General features: G+C 62.7%; 17 protein-coding genes and 4 pseudogenes. 10 read left to right on the top strand and 11 right to left on the bottom strand.

The genetic code is table 11. From position 1 onward, the window contains the following. Nucleotides 1-13 precede the first annotated feature (13 nt). Nucleotides 14-643, bottom strand: a pseudogene (locus AC0QDI_RS14920) (hypothetical protein). 241 nt (nucleotides 644-884) lie between these two features. Here AC0QDI_RS14920 and AC0QDI_RS14915 point away from each other — a divergent pair. Continuing rightward, nucleotides 885-1,325, top strand: coding sequence for a DUF302 domain-containing protein (locus AC0QDI_RS14915; protein WP_474669496.1), 441 nt, complete (start codon nucleotides 885-887; stop codon nucleotides 1,323-1,325). A 2-nt stretch (nucleotides 1,326-1,327) separates the two neighbouring features. Next, nucleotides 1,328-1,888: a class I SAM-dependent methyltransferase gene (locus AC0QDI_RS14910; protein ID WP_474669494.1), complete on the top strand. Its 561-nt coding sequence runs from the start codon at nucleotides 1,328-1,330 to the stop codon at nucleotides 1,886-1,888. Nucleotides 1,889-2,111: 223 nt separating this feature from the next. On the opposite strand, the gene AC0QDI_RS14905 is transcribed toward AC0QDI_RS14910, so the two are convergent. The 3 genes from AC0QDI_RS14905 to AC0QDI_RS14895 all read right to left on the bottom strand — a co-directional run bounded on the left by AC0QDI_RS14905 (nucleotide 2,112) and on the right by AC0QDI_RS14895 (nucleotide 3,846). Next, nucleotides 2,112-2,519 (bottom strand): helix-turn-helix domain-containing protein, encoded by a 408-nt coding sequence (locus AC0QDI_RS14905; RefSeq protein ID WP_474669492.1) that lies wholly within the window; start codon nucleotides 2,517-2,519, stop codon nucleotides 2,112-2,114. A 143-nt stretch (nucleotides 2,520-2,662) separates the two neighbouring features. Next, nucleotides 2,663-3,700, bottom strand: coding sequence for a sulfite exporter TauE/SafE family protein (locus tag AC0QDI_RS14900; RefSeq protein ID WP_474669490.1), 1,038 nt, complete (start codon nucleotides 3,698-3,700; stop codon nucleotides 2,663-2,665). Next, nucleotides 3,700-3,846: a DUF7512 family protein gene (locus AC0QDI_RS14895; protein WP_176548335.1), complete on the bottom strand. Its 147-nt coding sequence runs from the start codon at nucleotides 3,844-3,846 to the stop codon at nucleotides 3,700-3,702. Before AC0QDI_RS14895 ends, AC0QDI_RS14900 begins: the two co-directional genes overlap by 1 nt. A 365-nt stretch (nucleotides 3,847-4,211) precedes the next feature. Between AC0QDI_RS14895 and AC0QDI_RS14890 the strand changes: the two genes are divergently transcribed. Beyond that, the gene (locus AC0QDI_RS14890) at nucleotides 4,212-5,057 is read left to right on the top strand and encodes a universal stress protein (RefSeq protein ID WP_474669487.1); all 846 of its coding nucleotides are present in this window, start codon (nucleotides 4,212-4,214) and stop codon (nucleotides 5,055-5,057) included. Nucleotides 5,058-5,095: 38 nt separating this feature from the next. On the opposite strand, the gene AC0QDI_RS14885 is transcribed toward AC0QDI_RS14890, so the two are convergent. Next, entirely contained in the window at nucleotides 5,096-5,752 is a 657-nt protein-coding gene (locus tag AC0QDI_RS14885; RefSeq protein ID WP_474669485.1) for a helix-turn-helix domain-containing protein, read from the bottom strand. Nucleotides 5,753-6,045: 293 nt separating this feature from the next. Here AC0QDI_RS14885 and AC0QDI_RS14880 point away from each other — a divergent pair, with 293 nt between their 5' ends. Further along, nucleotides 6,046-7,176 carry a hypothetical protein gene (locus AC0QDI_RS14880; RefSeq protein ID WP_474669483.1) on the top strand — a complete coding sequence of 377 codons (1,131 nt, stop codon included), beginning with the start codon at nucleotides 6,046-6,048 and terminating at the stop codon, nucleotides 7,174-7,176. 658 nt (nucleotides 7,177-7,834) lie between these two features. On the opposite strand, the gene AC0QDI_RS14875 is transcribed toward AC0QDI_RS14880, so the two are convergent. From AC0QDI_RS14875 to AC0QDI_RS14860, 4 genes are all read right to left on the bottom strand, one after another. Next, a complete protein-coding gene (locus tag AC0QDI_RS14875; RefSeq protein WP_474669481.1) occupies nucleotides 7,835-9,007 on the bottom strand; it encodes an inorganic phosphate transporter in 1,173 nt (390 codons plus the stop codon). Nucleotides 9,008-9,060: 53 nt separating this feature from the next. Further along, nucleotides 9,061-9,495, bottom strand: a complete 435-nt coding sequence (locus AC0QDI_RS14870) for a DUF6691 family protein (protein ID WP_474669899.1) — start codon at nucleotides 9,493-9,495, stop codon at nucleotides 9,061-9,063. A gap of 81 nt (nucleotides 9,496-9,576) precedes the next feature. Then, on the bottom strand, nucleotides 9,577-10,089 hold the full coding sequence (locus AC0QDI_RS14865) for a YeeE/YedE family protein (protein ID WP_474669479.1): 513 nt from the start codon (nucleotides 10,087-10,089) through the stop codon (nucleotides 9,577-9,579). Between the two features lie 5 nt (nucleotides 10,090-10,094). Next, nucleotides 10,095-11,288, bottom strand: coding sequence for an MBL fold metallo-hydrolase (locus AC0QDI_RS14860; RefSeq protein ID WP_474669477.1), 1,194 nt, complete (start codon nucleotides 11,286-11,288; stop codon nucleotides 10,095-10,097). A gap of 266 nt (nucleotides 11,289-11,554) precedes the next feature. Here AC0QDI_RS14860 and AC0QDI_RS14855 point away from each other — a divergent pair, with 266 nt between their 5' ends. Together AC0QDI_RS14855 and AC0QDI_RS14850 are read left to right on the top strand one after the other, a co-directional pair. Then, the gene (locus AC0QDI_RS14855; protein ID WP_474669475.1) at nucleotides 11,555-11,800 is read left to right on the top strand and encodes a sulfurtransferase TusA family protein; all 246 of its coding nucleotides are present in this window, start codon (nucleotides 11,555-11,557) and stop codon (nucleotides 11,798-11,800) included. Then, the gene (locus AC0QDI_RS14850; RefSeq protein WP_474669473.1) at nucleotides 11,800-12,396 is read left to right on the top strand and encodes a DsrE/DsrF/DrsH-like family protein; all 597 of its coding nucleotides are present in this window, start codon (nucleotides 11,800-11,802) and stop codon (nucleotides 12,394-12,396) included. The genes AC0QDI_RS14855 and AC0QDI_RS14850 overlap by 1 nt, the downstream gene beginning before the upstream one ends. A 197-nt stretch (nucleotides 12,397-12,593) precedes the next feature. Here the strand turns inward: AC0QDI_RS14850 and AC0QDI_RS14845 are convergent, their stop codons facing one another. Then, nucleotides 12,594-13,025, bottom strand: a complete 432-nt coding sequence (locus AC0QDI_RS14845) for a hypothetical protein (protein ID WP_474669471.1) — start codon at nucleotides 13,023-13,025, stop codon at nucleotides 12,594-12,596. A 105-nt stretch (nucleotides 13,026-13,130) separates the two neighbouring features. Here AC0QDI_RS14845 and AC0QDI_RS14840 point away from each other — a divergent pair, with 105 nt between their 5' ends. The 4 genes and pseudogenes from AC0QDI_RS14840 to AC0QDI_RS14825 form a co-directional block, all read left to right on the top strand. Continuing rightward, nucleotides 13,131-13,490 carry an outer membrane protein assembly factor BamB family protein gene (locus AC0QDI_RS14840; RefSeq protein WP_474669897.1) on the top strand — a complete coding sequence of 120 codons (360 nt, stop codon included), beginning with the start codon at nucleotides 13,131-13,133 and terminating at the stop codon, nucleotides 13,488-13,490. 91 nt (nucleotides 13,491-13,581) lie between these two features. Further along, nucleotides 13,582-13,720 (top strand): annotated as a pseudogene (locus tag AC0QDI_RS14835) (IS6 family transposase); the annotation flags it as partial. A 698-nt stretch (nucleotides 13,721-14,418) separates the two neighbouring features. Further along, nucleotides 14,419-15,186, top strand: a complete 768-nt coding sequence (locus AC0QDI_RS14830; RefSeq protein ID WP_474669469.1) for an IclR family transcriptional regulator — start codon at nucleotides 14,419-14,421, stop codon at nucleotides 15,184-15,186. A 61-nt stretch (nucleotides 15,187-15,247) separates the two neighbouring features. Continuing rightward, nucleotides 15,248-15,520, top strand: a pseudogene (locus AC0QDI_RS14825) (AMP-binding protein); the annotation flags it as partial. Nucleotides 15,521-15,864: 344 nt separating this feature from the next. Here AC0QDI_RS14825 and AC0QDI_RS14820 read toward each other — a convergent pair. Beyond that, nucleotides 15,865-16,182: pseudogene (locus AC0QDI_RS14820) on the bottom strand (FAD-dependent oxidoreductase); the annotation flags it as partial. Nucleotides 16,183-16,581 lie beyond the last annotated feature (399 nt).

Here is a 16,581-nt window from a genome sequence, read left to right as displayed (position 1 = left end):
TTCATCTATTCGTCTAGCTGATCGTAGTTGCACAGCCGTCGCGTCTCGCGCGGATACGGCTGGCAATTCGGCAGGAATCTTCCTCGAGGAGGTCTCGCAGTTGGACAACGCAGGTGCTGTTTCCCCACTTCCGGGTGGACTGATCGTCGCCAACAGCGTTCGCGCGTCCTTGTGGGTCGTGTGACTGTTTCGAGCGTGGTCACAGATAAGCCGTGGCGTCGGGACGATCCGCGGCCCCTGCAACACCGCGCGGATCGACGCAAAATTCGTCCCGCCGAACTCATCGGTTAGAAACCCGTCCACGTTGAGTACGTTCGCGAGGACGATCCCATCGGTCTCGCCGTCGTGGAGGCCGAACGTCGGTCCCGAATCCGGAATCTCCCCCCGTTCATAGGGACATGATGGTGTAATCGCGAGCCGTGAGGACGTTCGTCGCTGTGGCACCGTGGATATCCTGCTACTGGATACGGTATCGGAGCTCTGTGACCATCTCTAGCGGCACGAACGCGTCACACGAGGTGGGCAGATACTGCAGGGGAGCCGGGACGGTTTCAGTATCGCACGCTGCGTCGGTGCGGGGCACGGCCAGACTGACCACCGCCCTCGTGTCCACGACGACCGTCCGCAGTCGCGGATTCGGCATCGCTTGTCGTCAGCGGTATCGACCGTCGCCGCGTCGAACCGCAACCGGCTAACGTGCTCTCCGATGACCGTCTGGTCTCTCGACTCACAGAGCGCGGATAAAATCCGTCGCAACCGGCGTTTGTGCCGTAATTCAATTCCACTTCTGCAGAATCGGTGGTTGACGCGACGGTGCCAGTCCCGTCTCGGTCGCCGGCGGAATCCAGAACTGATTTTTGTGGTGGGCCCAATACTATACACGAATGACGCTACCAATCGACCCCACTCAAATCGATCCGGACGACATCGGTGCGAAACAGACGACCCTCGAGATGGACCACGAAGACGCCATCGAACACGTCCGCGAGGTGTTCTCCGACGCGGGGTTCGGCGTCCCCGTCGAATTCTCCCCGTCGGAACTGCTCAACGAGAAGGTCGATGCCGATCGCGACCCCTACTACGTCCTCGGCGCGTGTAACCCGGCGGTCGCCGACCGAGCGCTCGAGGCGACCGACGGAAAACTCGGCGCGCTCTTCCCGTGTAACGTCGTCGTCTGGGAGGAAGAACCCGGTCGACAGCGCGTCTACCACGTTTCGATCATGCGGATCGCGCGACTCGTCGGAATGGCACCGGCCGACGACGAGATGGCGGACATCGTGGCTGAGACGGGCGAACTGGTCGACACTGCGTTCGAGAACCTGTAGCCATGGGATACCACACGTTCGATGCGTCGCGGGCTGACAAGTTAGAGGCGGCCGGGAAGCGATATCGCTTCCTCTCCGCCGAGGAACTGCTGTGGGCGCTCTCGCTTTCACCGGACGACACCGTCGCCGACCTCGGAAGCGGTACCGGTTTCTTCACCGACGACGTCGCTCCGTCCGCCGGCGAGGTCTACGCGGTCGACGTCCAGGAGGAGATGCACGAGTACTACCGGTCCAAGGGCGTCCCGGAGAACGTCGACCTCGTGACTAGCGACGTGAGCGACCTGCCGTTCGACGACGGCGGCGTCGACGCCGCGTTCTCGACGATGACCTATCACGAGTTCGCAAGCGAGGAGTCGCTGGCCGAGATCCGGCGGGTCCTTGCGCCCGCCGGTCGGCTCGTCGTCGTGGACTGGACGGCCACCGGAACCGGCGAGAACGGGCCGCCGGTCGACGAGCGTTACAGCGCCGATGAGGCGGCGGATGCGCTCCGCGAGGCCGGGTTCAGCATCGAACACGAGGCCGTCCGACCGGAGACGTTCATGTTAATCGCACCGCTCGAGTAAGATTGGAATCGGTGTCTTGGCTGGAAACGATACGTCCCGTTGTGAGTAAGAACACGGCCACGGTAGACTCGAGAGATCGAATGTCTTCGTCGGGAAAATACGAGACAGCTCGATTTTCCTCCCTTCTGTGAAGCGGTAGGCTCGTCGGGAGACGCCATCAGCAAAACGACGTGAGAGCGCTTGAGGAGAGTGAGAATGAAAGCGAGTAGTAGTCGTTTGACGATTAGCTCTGGGCGGGGATCTCGGTGTCAGCCTCTGCGTGTTCGTACTTGTCCTCGAACTCCTGGATGAGCTGCCCCATCTTCGCGTACCAGTCGTTCAGCATCCGCTGCATGTCGTTTGCGATCTGGGTCGGGTCCGTCGGGTAGTAGACGTGGTAGTAGCCGCCCTGCTCGTAGTTGATCTGCTCTTTCTGGATGAACCCGCTCTGGAGCAGTCGCTGAATCGATCGGTACGCAGTGGAGCGCTCGCGGTCGACCCGGTCGGCGACCTCGTCGATCGTCAGCGCTTCCTCGCTCTCGACGAGCGCGCGGAAGCAGTCCTTGTCGAGTTGCTTGAGCCCGTGGATGCACTCGAGTAGCCCTTCGCACTCCATGTCCTGTTGCAGTTGTTCCGCCATCGAATTAGCCATTGTACTACCCGGTAGGGAACGCGTCGGTAAAAGGGCTTTGTGAATATTGTGCAATCTCAATGAGCCGGGAACAGAACGGGGTAAACGGCGTTTGTCGAGGCCACGACGCGAAACCCCAGTCCAGGGCGGGGAGAAGTCAGTCGTCAGTCCGCGGACGTTACGGACGCAGTCGTCTGACCGCGCATCGTCGTGATCGTGCTGTAGACTACGGCCCCGCTGACCGTGAACGCCGAGAGCAGGATCAGGGCGAAGCCGACCGTGTTGAAGACCTCGATCCCGAGGTAGTCGCCGGCCTGCTGGAAGGCCACGGCGATCGATCCACCCAGAAGCATCAGCCCAAAGTAGATCTTGATGTCGCCTTCGTCGACGATGCCAGTCGCGGCCGACCCGATTCTGGCGCCCAGCGCGCTCCCCGCGAGTAGCGGCGCAACGATCGAGAGGTCGACGCCGCCTTCCATCCCGTAGAGGAACGACCCGATCCCGCCCGAGAAGACGATCTCGAACAGGTCGGTCCCGACCGCGACGGGAACGGGCACCCCGATGAGGTAGAACATCGCGGGCATGCGGATGAACCCGCCGCCGACCCCCAGAAAGCCCGAGAGCAGTCCCGTCGCGAACGCGACGCCGAGGACCATCCACAGCGAGACCTGGATGCCGCCCGCGATGGTCATCATCGGCGGGACGTGGTACGACTGAATTCGCTTCGCGATGTCGGGGATCGCGTCCGGATCGATCTCCCCGTCCGCGGCCTCGTGGTGGCCGCCACTATCGTCCTCGCCGTCGTTTGTGAGCGCGTTACGCGTAACGAACGCGCCGATCGCGCCCAGTAGGACGACGTACGTGACACCGATGACGCCGCTTGCGAGGCCGAGTCCCTCGAGGTAGAACACCCCGATTCGGCCGATCTCGATGCCGATCGACGTGCCGACGATCATCAACCCGCCGAGTTTGTAATCGACTTGTCCGAGGTCGTGATGTTTCAGCGTCGCGATTACGGCCGTCCCGAAGACGAACGCCATCCCGCTTCCGACGGCGACTCGAGCGGGGTACCCCATCACGAGTAACGCGGGCGTGACGAGGAACGACCCACCCATACCGAAGAAGCCGAACAACACGCCGACCATGAAGCCGAAACTGACGAACAGTGCGAGCGTCGCCAGTGCGATTCCGAATAGCTCCATTATGCGTGTTTGATCCGCTCGACGACTGGCATTGCGACTCGCTCGAGCGCGCCATATCCCACATAGAGGACGAACGCTTCGAGGAGGACGGCACCGACGAGCGCGCCTGCCTGTACTGCTGGCGAATACGCGGCGAGGTCGATCATTGGGATCGACCACCACCGTTCGGTTGTGTACGTATCATGGTTTTCTACTCGGTATCGACTACCCGGAGGAGGAGTATAACGCTTTTGGGATTTGTGCACAATATTATCTCGATCAATCTCACGGCTAACCTACGGATATATTCAGATAACTTATGCAGACATACAGGTCGTTCGGCGACCGGCCTCTACAGTTCGGGCGCAGTCGAATCGACTGCGTCGAGCGGTTCCACCGTTCAGATCAGCAGAGTGTTACTGACTGATAGTTGCCGATGACCGGACCACCGTCTACAGCGGCCGCAGCCGATAGCCCGAATTTGGTGTTGATGTCCACAAACAATATTATGCGTCCGAAGCCTACGACCGATATGATAGCGATCTGTGCGACCGACCTCTCTGCCGCTAGCGAGGCGACGATCGAGAGCGAGACCTGCCTCGAGTGTCTCGGACGAATCGGCGTCGAGGAGATCCACCTCGTGACCGTGATCCCGTCGAACGTCCACACGGGGATGCCCGGTATCGACTTTGCAGCGCGACGCGAGCGAGCGCTCGAACGCTATCGCAGCGTCATCGAAGACGCGGGGTTCGACGTCGAGGCACACGTCGTTCGCGGGACGCCCCATCGACGCATCAACGGGATCGCAGAGGCGGTCGGCGCCAGCCTCACGGTCGTCGGCTCGCGGGGAAAGAGCCCGCTCGAGAACCGCGTCATCGGATCGACCGCGCGCAATCTCGCGCGGACGACAGTCGTGCCGCTGCTGGTCAACCGAATCGAACGCGGGGCGGATGAGCCGGCCGTCGTCCGCGAACACCTGTTCCGGCGGACGCTGTACGCGACCGACTTCTCGGAGAACGCCGAGCGGGCGTTCGAGGCGTTCTCGTACCTCCGTCACGCGACGCGGGAGGCCACGCTGGTCCACGTCGAAACGCCGAAGGATCCGGAACTTCCGAAGGACGCCGACCCCGAAGCCCGACTGGCGGAACTGGCGACGCAACTCGAGGAGTGGGGAATCGAGACGCGAACCGAAGTTCGGCAAGGCGATCCCGCCGACGAGATCCTCGCCGCTGAGGACGAGTCCGAACCGACGACGATCCTCGTCGGCTCGCGCGGTCACAGCAGGCTCCGCAGGCTCTTGCTCGGGAGCGTCTCCGAAGATATCGTCGCGCGGGCGGATAGCAACGTTATGCTCGTTCCGCCGGATCGAACGGCGTAACACGAGGGCGAACCGTGCTCACTCGAGCGTGAACCGGTTCACCGGTCGTGAGAGATGGAGTCGACGCGTTCGTCGGCAAACCAGTGTGCGATCGCGCTCTCCGCGCGATGCAGGATATCGCTACAGGTCGACTTGGTCACGCCGAGCGCCGACGAGACATCCGTCAGCGTCGCCTCGCGGGGAACCTCGTAGTACCCCGCCTCGAGAGCGGTGCGGAAGACCTCGAGCTGCCGATCCGTCAACAGATTCTCTGCGTCGCTCGCGGCGACGGCGTGTACGTACTCGATGTGGTATTCGATGCCACTCTCATCGAACGCGTCGCCGAGCATCGATAACCGGTCCGCACTCGTCGTCAGTTCCCAAGTCACCACGCCGTCTTCGACCGCAAACGGCGTCTCCATTGGAACGCCGGCCTGCTGCATGGGAACGAGCAGTGACGGATTTGACGTCTCGACCTGCAGAAGTGCGGTCTCGTCGTGCTTCCAGAGCAACTCGAGGTCCCGGATATCGCTCCGCTCGGCGATCGCGGCGAGTATCGGGACCGGATTCGACGCCGCCAGTTCGATGACACCGATCGCGACGTCCGATCCCGGCAGCACTGAACTGACTCGAAACGTCGTGTCGGGATAGGCCGTCGAAATCTCGTGAATCCAGAGCGATTCGGGGAGTTGGACGGTGAGTTTCGCCCGTGGCATCAGTATTGATGGTCGGCAGTCGAACACCGTAGCATACGCTTCGAACATGTTCGAAGCACCCTGCAATATTCGCGACAACGGATACACAACGGCCGACCAAACGAACGTGTATGGCTAATACGGATCCGTGCGCCCCACGTCCAAGCGACTCCGAACACCGATCCACTCGGTGGGCGGCTGATGGACCGCCACTCACTCTGACACCGTTTCACGTTGCTGGCATCGCTTTCCTGTTTGCCGGTTTCGCGCTCGCTTGCTATCAGGGCCTTCAAGCGTTCGAACTCGTTTCGCAGGTGTCGTGGATCACGTGGACGCACATCCACTTCGTTACGATCGGCGCGTTCACGCAGTTACTCTTCGGCACGTTGCCACAGCTGACGGCGCGGAAACTCGAGCAACCGGGGCCGTCAGCAACGGCTATCAAAGCCGCCTTCCTCGGATTGAACGGCGCCATACTACTCGCCTGGTACGGTCGTGCCTTTAGCGAGCCGCTGTGGTTCGACGTCGGTCTCGGGACGATCTGGCTGCTTACGGGTTGGCTGTTCGCCGTCGTTCTCCTGATGGTACGCAGAAGCGACGGCGAGCGAGCGCGCGACCCGACCATCGGCTTCTACCTCCTCTCGCCGTTCGTCTACCTGATCGGGCTCGCGTTCGCCTTCGGACTGTACAGCCACGGCTGGGACGTCCCCGGCGGCTGGTACGGACTCCGGGAGGCACACGTCCACGCCAACGCGTGGGGGTTTCTGGGCCTCGCGGCGATCGGCACGCTGTACGATCTCTTTCCGCGGCTCGTGGACGCAGACTTGTACAGCGAACGCCTGAAACGCCGCTCACTTCCGCTCTTCGCACTCGGTATCGTCCCGCTCGTCGTCGGACCGGTGCTCGGCATGGGGAAGACGGTGACCGCGATCGGACTGGTGCTGTACGCCGCCGGCTACGTCCTCTATATCTACACGCTCGCTCGAACCTACCGGGCCGGTACGCCGAGCGGGACGGCGCTCTCGGTGCTCGTCGCGCAGCTGTGGATCCTCGGTCCGGCCGGCTTCGCGCCGTTCATCCTGTTCGGCGTGCCACTCGGCATCCCCGACCCGTGGATCGAGACCGGGGCCTTGCACTTCTTCTTCCTCGGCTGGGCGCTTCCGATCGCGCTCGCGGGCTCGCTGCTCGTCGCCCGCTCCCTCGAGTGGTCCCCCGGAACCGCACTCGACGACGGTGTCGAAGGCCGTACCGACGGACTCGTCCCCGCGAAGCGTCTCCCATCGGCCGTCGGACCGAAGTCCGTCCTCGCCTGGAACCTCGCGGTCCTCGCCGCCGGGATCGGCTTCTTCTATCAGGACCAGTCGTGGTCGGCGCTACTGCACGGCTCGGGATTCACAATCCTCCTCGCACTCTGGGGGTACTATCTGCTGCAGATCGTCGAATAGTGGTGGTCAGTCCGGACGCAGACATCGTCACCTCGAGTGTGACTTCCGGACTCGACGGAAAAGCGTCGTACACACCTCGGGGTACTGCGTTCAAAGCCGTTTACAGTCTGCGGGCTGCGTTATTCCGTACTCTTGCCTGTCGACTGAGACTCGTCGAGAGAGCCCGGCTGCCGCTGGCGAACGCGGTTCAGATGTCTGAGATCTAGACGGATCCCGATACCGCACGACATCTCCCCTCATCCGACGAAAACGAGCGGAAGAAGTACCGGTTCAATTGCTGAGAGACGCTCTCGAGAGTCGCTGGCAGAACGCCGACGATCGCCAGGAAAATGCGTTCACGATCAGGAGGAAGCCGGTCGGACTACGCCGGAGGAACCACACCCGTTGAATCCAATCCACAATCCTGTCTTGGGTGGCCGGATGGGGACGTTACACACCACTTTCTGGGGAGCCGACCCCGCCGGCGGTCATCTCCGACGACCACTGCAGGGTCTATACTCGCGCGGCGCTGTTCGCGGACCGCTGCGCGGCGATCGACCGGTGATCGGGCGACTGCTTCCGTAGCTCCACACGAGCACGTCGGCAACCTGTCACTCCGATCGGGATCCGATCGAAATCGGACGGTGACTCGAGGGGCCGAACGCCTCCGCCTGTAGCCTCAGAGTCCCAGGAACCGCATCGATCCGTAGCCGAGCCCGAACGCGAGCACGAACGACCCGACCCAGGCGGCGACGGTGAGTCCCAGCTTTCGGGGGCTGACGCCGTCTCCACCGGCGACCGCGAGTCCGCTGCCGACGATCGCGCTCACGATGATCTCGTTGAACGAGACCGGCACCCCGAGCAGGACCGCGCTCTGTGCGATGAGAAACGAGGGGACGAGCGTCGCGATCGACCGGCGCGGGCCCAGCGACGCGTACTCCTGCGAGATCGACTTGATCATCCGGGGCGCACTCGTCCAGGAGCCGACCAGGATCCCGACGCCGCCGCCGAGCAACACCGCGATCGGCGACACGGTTGGCAGCTCCTCGAGCAGCGGGAACAGCGGTCCGACGGCGAGCCCGACCTGACTCGCGCCCGCCGAGAACGCCACGAGCGCGCCCAGCGAGAGCAGGAACCGGCGCAGACCCCCGGCCTGGTCGCGCCCGACGTCCCAGCGGACGACGACCGCGGCGATAGCTCCGAGGCCGAGCGAGATTGCGACCGTGGTGGCAGGGCCGTCGACGGGAACCAGCGTGGCGCCGGCGGCGGCGAGCGTCCCGCCGGCCGACGCGAGGAACGCGAACTCGAGGTTCGCGACGACCGTCCCGACGAGTCCGGCGAGGAGCGGAACGCTAACGTCCTCGGGAACGTCCGGGCGCGGAAGAACGCTCGCGATACCGTAGGCGATGCCCCCGCCCACGAACGGCGTGAGGACCCAGACCGCGCCGATTTCGGCGTACTTTCCCCAGGCCGGATCGCCGCCGAGCGCGAAGCCGACGCCGATGACCGACCCGGTCACGGTGAACGCAGTCGCGATCGGATACCCGGTGTAGATACCGATCGCCATCAGTCCGGCGCCGATCAGCAAGACGACGATGACGCCGCTGACCGGGAGGCTGACCCCCTCGACGAGGCCGGTTCCGACGGCTTCGGAAACGCTCCCTCCCTGCGTCACCGCGCCGGCGAACCCGAGGATACCGACGAGAAACGCCGCGCGCATCGTCGGAATCGCGTTCGCGCCGACGGCCGGTGCGAAGGGCGTCGCGCCGCTCGAACCGGCGCCGATCACCCAGGCCATGAACAGGCTCGCGACGGCCGCGGTGACGAACAGTAGTATCGTTCCTGGATCCATTAGTGTGCGAAACCCCACCGTCTCAGTTTTTTAAACACGAAATTCGAACGGCGTTAGTCGGCACCCGCCGGGGCGGCCTCGGCCGCGGCACGCTTGCTGCGCCAGACGCCCTGCAGGTAGGCGCCGGCGAACATGCCGGCGAGCGCCCACAGGATCGTCAGGTTTCCGATCCCGAGGCTGGCGTAGGCCGCGCCGGGGCAGATCCCCGAGAGCCCCCAGCCGACGCCGAAGATCCCGCCGCCGATGAGGACGTTTCGGTCGAACGACTTCAGTCGCCGACCGTACACGTCGCCCGTCAGCGGTGCGGTATCGCGTATTCGGGGCACGACCGCGAAGGCGATCCCGGAGACGATCGCTGCGCCGAACATGACGAACAGTAGTCCGAAGTCGTCGAACTGGAGGAAGTCCAGTACGACTTCCGGGCGGGCCATGTGGCTGTACGCCAGTCCGAACCCGAAGATCAGGCCGCCGACGAGGATCAGCGGCATGAACAGGGGATGACGATTTCTACTCACGGGTCGTCACCTCCCCGTTCGTCGTCTCGAGACGCGAGCGTCTCGCAACTCATCTTACGGACTCACCCCCATGGCCTGCACGAGCTGGGCCGTCACGATCGCGACCGTCAGGAACGTGATCACGCCGACGATCGATGTCCTCGAGGCCGAGCCGACGCCGCAGACGCCGTGGCCCGACGTACAGCCCTTGCCGATGCGCGTGCCGATCCCGACGAGGACGCCGCCGACCAGCAGCCGCCAGGGCTCGACGTCGGTCGTCCACGCCCCGCCCTGCCAGAAGACGGCGTAGACCGCCGCCCCCAGGACGATCCCGAGGGTGAACACGACGCGCCAGTCCCGGGAGGTGCGGTACCGCTGGAACCGCGACCGATCCGAGACGTACGACAGCGTCGACTCGAGGAACGTGCTCGCGCCCGCGGCGATCCCCGTCCCGAGGTAGATGACGACCGCGCCGAGGCCGACGAGCAGACCCCCGATCGCGTACCGGGAGACGCCGTTGGGAAACGGCTCGGCGGGCACGACCTGACCCGGGGCGGCGAGTTCGGCGAGCAGTGCGATCTCGAGCACGGTGATCAGTCACCCGCCAGCGATTCCTGGCTGGCCGCGCAGTTGTTCGGGCCGAGCTCGAGCTCGAACGCCTCCTCGTCGTCGGCCTCCTGCTGTCCGAGATTGGTGGGGATGATGTCCTCGTAGTTGGCCGGACGGGGCGGCATGTCCGAGAGGATCAGCTCGACGAACGCGTCTTCGTCCATCGTCAGGGCGTCCATCTCTTCCGTGAGCTGGCCGACCGGTGCCGTGTAGGTGCCGTCGTCGGCGGGCTCGGCCGCGTCGCTGAAGTGCGCGCCGCCGATCAGCGTGTCGTCGGGCAGGGGCAGCACGCGCTCCTGCAGCGACTCGTAGAGCTGCTTGGCAGCGTCTTCCGCACCTTCGTCGCCCTCCTCGAGGTCGGGGCGGGCGACGCTCTCGACGAACAGCCCGTCGCCGGTCGCGAGCAGCGAGTCGTCGATCAGGTACGAGGTCATCCCGGAGGTGTGACCGGGCGTGTAGACCGTCTCGATCGTCGCCGAACCGACCTCGAACTCGTCGCCGTCCGCGGCCAGCGTCATCTCGTCGACGTAGGTGACGCCGCGGTCGACCGCCGCCTCGGGGATGACGCCTTCGACGCCGACCGCGTCGAGTGAGCGGACGCCCGAGATGTGGTCCGCGTGGATGTGCGTGTCGATCGCGTACTGCAGATCGACCCCCAGCTCGTCCGCATCCTCGAGGTACCGATCCGTGAACGCGCGCAGCGGATCGATCACGGCCGCCTCGTCGCCGTCGACGAGGAGGTAGCCGAGACAGCCGCTCGAGGGACGCTGGTACTGGTAGAGCGTCCCCGCGCCGTCGTAGCGCTCGACCTCGACGCGCTCGTAGATGCGCGCCCAGCCGTTCATCCCGTCCTCGAGGTGGTCGACGTCGTAGCCGCGCTCTTTCAGCGTCCCGGCGACGTACTCGCTCGAGCCTCCCTTCGCACAGAGGACCGTTATTTCACGATCATCGGGGATCCGTGCAAGCACGTCGTCGTCGATCTCCTCGTCGAGGAACTCGAAGTAGGGGACGTTGATCGACTCGACGTTCTCGCCGTCGATGCTCCACTCTTCGAAGTCCGACTCCATGCGGGTGTCGAGGAGCGTAACGTCCTCTCCCGCGTCGATTCGCCCCTTCAGCTGCTTGGGGCTGACCGATTCGATCTCGACGTCCGGCGTTGGAAAGTCCATGTCGTCCATGTTGTACAGGTTCCAGTATCGGCTACTGGCACTTAAGGGTTTGCATAGTATTTCACAATACCTGCAATACAATAAGCGAAGGATGGCGAGGGAGACCGAAGTTGAATATGTTGTTTAGGCGCGTATGGGCGATAAAGCGCAACTGCAACGGTTCGCGCCACGTTTCGGTCGTCGAGTGGGGTGTTTGTGTATTGTACAATAACCGATGCCCTTATGAGGGAGCAGTCAATATTGTGCAATAGCTCCAATACGGGGCACAGAAAACAATGAGTTCGGAATACCAGACCGCGGAGACGCTCGACGTGAAAGGACAGTCCTGCCCGATGCCCATCGTGAAGACCAAGCAAGCGATCGACGACCTCGAGGCCGGCGACGTCCTCGAAGTGATCGCGACTGACTCGGGCAGCATGAGCGACATTCAGGGGTGGGCCGACGGCACCGACGGCGTCGACCTCCTCGAGCAGGTCGAGGACGGCGATCTCTACACCCACTACGTGAAGAAGACGGAATAATGAGCACGGACAACCAACCGACATCGGTCGACGAACCGGACGCCGAATCCGAGTTCGACGCCGCCGAACTGCAGGCGCTGCGCGAGCGCGTCGAGGAGTTAGAGGAATCACTCGCGGAGGTGGACGCGGGCGACGATCAGAAGAAGATGACCATCGTCGCGACCCAGGGGAGCTTCGACATGGCGTATCCGCCGCTGATCCTCGCGAGCACCGCGGCCGCCTTCGGCTGGGAGGTCGTCGTCTTCCACACGTTCTGGGGACTCGACATTCTCCACGAGGAGAAGTCGACGAACCTCAAGCTGAGCGCCGTCGGCAATCCCAACATGCCCGTCCCGAACGCCGTCGCTGCGCTCCCCGGCATGGACGCGATGGCCACGAAGATGATGCAGAAGAAAATCGACGAGAACGGGACCGCCACCATCGAGGAACTGATCGACCTCTCGCTCGAGAGCGGCGTCGATCTGCAGGCCTGCCAGATGACGATCGAGCTCATGGACTACGACGAGGACGACTTCTACGACGGCGTCACCACGGGCGTCGGCGCGGCCACCGCGTTGCAACACATGGCCGAATCCGACATTCAACTCCTCGTGTGAACTACCCCGACCCGACTCCCCGCCGGACGGAACACGGTTCGAAAAATACGGCGTCGATGGCTCACTCGCGTAGAGAACCGAGTTTCTCTCGGAGTCTCGGTGAGGCTACTCGACAGCCACACGGTGTTGCGACGTGTTCCATCGGATCAGGATCGTTCCTCCAAAACGTCACGACTGGGCTTTTGTCGGTTGTTGTCCTAAGCCAAGGCGACCGCGAGGTGGAACAGTCCGAGGAGTGTAAACCCTGCCGCGACCAGTCGGTCGCCCGTTCGGGACCCCATATGCCGCTGGGTTGCCGCGCGGAGAAACCACCAGCCGGCGATCCACGTCAGCAGGGACGGCGCGAACCACGCTGAGAGCCATCGCGATGCAAGCAGATCGATCACACCGATCGTGACCAGCGTGTAGCTGACAGCGTGGTTCATGATCTGGGCGATGCCGCGGAGATCGGACCGCTTCGTCTGGTACGTGACGACGAGCAGATCGAGCGGCCGCAACGGGTCCCCGTCGATCGGTATGGCGCCGTCGAAATCTAGCAACCACGGCATCGCGAAGTGAACGAGACCCAGTACGACAGTGAACGTTCCACAGACGAGAAAGCCTACCGTGAGAAGGACGCCAGGAACCATCAGTAGACCGAGTGTTTGTCGGGTGAGGTATTGGTAGTGATGGTTTCGGCCACCATTATGATCGATTACAGGTTCGAACTAATTCCCCAAGGCTGAGCGTGTCGCATCGAATCTTTTGAGCGTACAGTTTGCGGTGACGATCGAAGCGGATACTTCGACGCCATACGTGCCGAGGACGGAACTGAACAACGGTCTACAAAACTATCCGACCGAAGGATTCACCCTCCAATAGTAACCGATGAAACTGTCTTCGTAGCGGACGAATACGGTCTTCGTGCGTTAGATGCCGCCGATGGGACCGAGCTATGGTCCACTGAAATACCGGGATCGACAGCTGGAACGACAGCAATAGCTAACGGTCTAATCTCCGTCCCGAATGAAAGTGGTTTCCACGCGGTAGACGCAGTTGATGGAACCGTATTTCTGACCTCTGACTATCTGACCGGAAGATATATGTCGAATTGACAGGATAATAAAAAAGACACCGACCAATCATAATCACCGTCCAGTGAGGTCAATGCGATAAGTGAGCCGTTCGTAAAGCCGTCTGGGGATACTGTTGACGGAACTGCTCAGCGAGAGCGACGAGACGGAATTTGATTAATGTCGGGAGCGGGAACGGACGATGACGCCCGTCAGGACGTTCGCCGTTCGTTTCCACGCCCGATTGTTCGCTTCGAGAGAGTCCTACAATATACCTGTTCGACACTGATTATGTCTGATACAGATACAATATTTAAAAATGATGATACGGAGAGCTAGAACTAGCTATTCCATCGTATCAGCGTGCACGGTGACACTTCGAGATCGAGACAATTCAATTGAAAGACGCTACTAGAGGACCGATGAGGTAGCCGAATTCGGGTCCGGACAACGAGAACGTTGACCACCTCGGTTTTCAGACCGTCTCTGAACAAGCATCTCAACCTGCCCGTGAATTACAGCGATCAAGCCGAGCATCGGGGGCTCGGAGAGATGATTACGCATTCGACGCGGGAGAAGTAGATACCATACATGGGAATGACTAACGTGGGGAACATGGTACGATCCGGGACGGCGACCTGCCGTTGGATCGATGCGCGCGAACGTCTTCGGGCATTCGTGTTCGCGACGAGACGAACCGAAATGAGCTTGGGATTCGTTCGCACAATCTGTTCGCTGTTAAGAAACACTATCGTTCACAACGGCTGATAGCAACGCGGGAAAGAATCGCATCTGTAAGCGGTGGTTTACAGACATACGAATGTCTATTTTGGGTCAAACGGTTGCACCGGATACAGCTCCGTCGTCCGACAGACTGTTTCATATCAGCGAACACTACCTCTTCTTCCTCGCGGACCGCCACCGAATCATAGGGGACGGGTTATATATCCGGTGTCCGTAGTAGATGCGTATGAAAGGGGACGAAAACGATGGACGATCAATTAAATCGAACGAAACCCTGTTCGCTATTGTCGAATCGCTTCGAGAGAACGAGACCGCCGGAGTGACCGAACTGGCAGATAAGCTCGATCTGGCCAAGAGCACGGTGCACAAACATCTCGTTGGCCTCGAGCGCCACGGGTACGTCGTCAACGAGGACGGCCGCTACCGCCTCGGCCTGCAATTTTTCAACGTCGGCGTCTCCGTTCGGAACCAGTTCGAGGTCTACCACGCGGCGAAGGAGCGAATCGATCAGTTGGCCTTCGATGTCGACGAGACGGTGTGGCTCATCGTTCCGGAGAACGGCATGGGAATGTTCCTCTACGGGGCCCCGCGGAGCGAGTCGTTCTCGTTCGATTCGACGATCGGGAAATGGGTTCCGCTCCACGCTAACTCGGCGGGCAAAGCGATTCTGGCACACCTGCCGGAACGCGAGGTTCTGGAGACCATCGATCGACACGGGCTGCCCTCCCGGACCGAGAACACGATCACCGACCGGGACGCGCTGTTCGAGGAGATCGAGCGCGTCCGCGAGCGCGGGTACGCGGTAAACTACCAAGAGGACCTGCGCGGACTGCACGCCCTGGCGGCGCCGGTGATCCGCGACGGGCGGCCGATCGCGGCGGTCGCGATCGCCGGCGCCGCGAACCGGCTCACGGAGGAGCGCATCGAAGCGGAGCTCTCCGAACCGCTGCTCGAGGCGGTCGACGACATCGAACTCCGCCTGGTGTACGGGTAGCCCGCGGTTCGAACGCGAGTCGCCGTCGGATCAGTGGTGCAACACATACGCGACCAAACCGATTAAGTACATTGATACGTTCGAGCGAACCGTCAGGTGTCACTCGTCGAAGACGGCGCTCGTAACCGACGACGGGCGGTCGATGACGTACGGCGAACTAGACGACCGAACGACCCGGCTCGCGAACGCGCTGAACGAACGCGTCCCGGACCGACGCATCGCGACGCTCGCCCTCACGGGAACGACTGCAGTCGAGACGATGCTTGCGAGCCAGAAGCGGGGACTCGCGAACGTGCAACTTCCGTTCCGCGATAGCCCCGGGATCCTCGCATCGATGCTCGAGCCGACGGGGGCGGCGATTCTACTGTTCGACGACGCCTTCGTGCGCGAACACACCGAGTTCGACTCGTTCGACGAGATGGTCGCGGCAAGCCCCAGCAAGGCCGATTCCGCCGCCGACCTCGAGACGATTCCCCACGGCGAGTGGGACGAGTTCGTCGCCGAGACGACGGCCTTCACCTGGAGGAACCGGTAGGACGACGCCCACGTCACGTTGTCCTCGTAGCGCTCGCCCATGACGTCGCGGACGAACTCGCGCATCCGATCGTCGCCGAGGAGTTCGTCGGGGTCGTCGTCCTCGCAACACTGGATGTCGAGGCGCCAGCCGCCGGTGAACGGAACGAGCAACACGTTCCGTCCGTCGGCTTCGGGCGCGTCGTAGTGGAACACCCGCTCGAGGTCGGGGTGGTCGTCGTCGATCTCCTCGTCCTCGACGTCGGCGATGATGAAGTGGTTCGCCGACTGGTCACCCTCGAAGTCGACGCCGATCTCGCTGCGGACAGTCGACCCGCCGCCGTCGGCGCCGACGAGGTACTCGCACGTCCGCTCGCGGCCGTCCGCGGTCTCGACGCGGACGCCCTCCGACGAGGAGTCGACGGTTTCGACCGCCGACTCCCAGTGGATCTCGATCCCGGCCTCCTCGAGCGCCTCGAGCATGTATCGCTCCGTAACGACCTGCGGAACGTTCGTGAAGTGGGGGATGTCGCCCCTGCCGCCGGGCGAGTCGTACGTCCGGTTGAAGACCTCCTTCCCGCGAAAGAGGTGCGTCGCGTCGGCCAGATGAGCCCCTCGTCGACGAGGTCGGTCCCCAGGCCCGGGTGGAGTCGCTCGAGCGTCCGCAGCGTCGAGCCGTGGACGTAGATGGCGCGACTCCCCGACCGGTCGCGGTCCGCAGGTTCGGCTTCGAGGATGGTGGTCTCTACCCCGCGGGCGTTCAGTGCGAGTGCTGCCGTCATTCCGACCGATGCCGGCTATCAGTACCGGTGACTCCGTCGTTTCTCCGCTCATGGCCGTGACAATGCAGTAGTTCTCATAGAAGTTATCATCCGCTGGAGG

The organism is Natrinema sp. LJW11 (assembly GCF_056135975.1).
The sequence above is the reverse complement of the archived record's forward strand: the minus strand, read 5'-3'. Positions and strand labels throughout refer to the sequence as shown.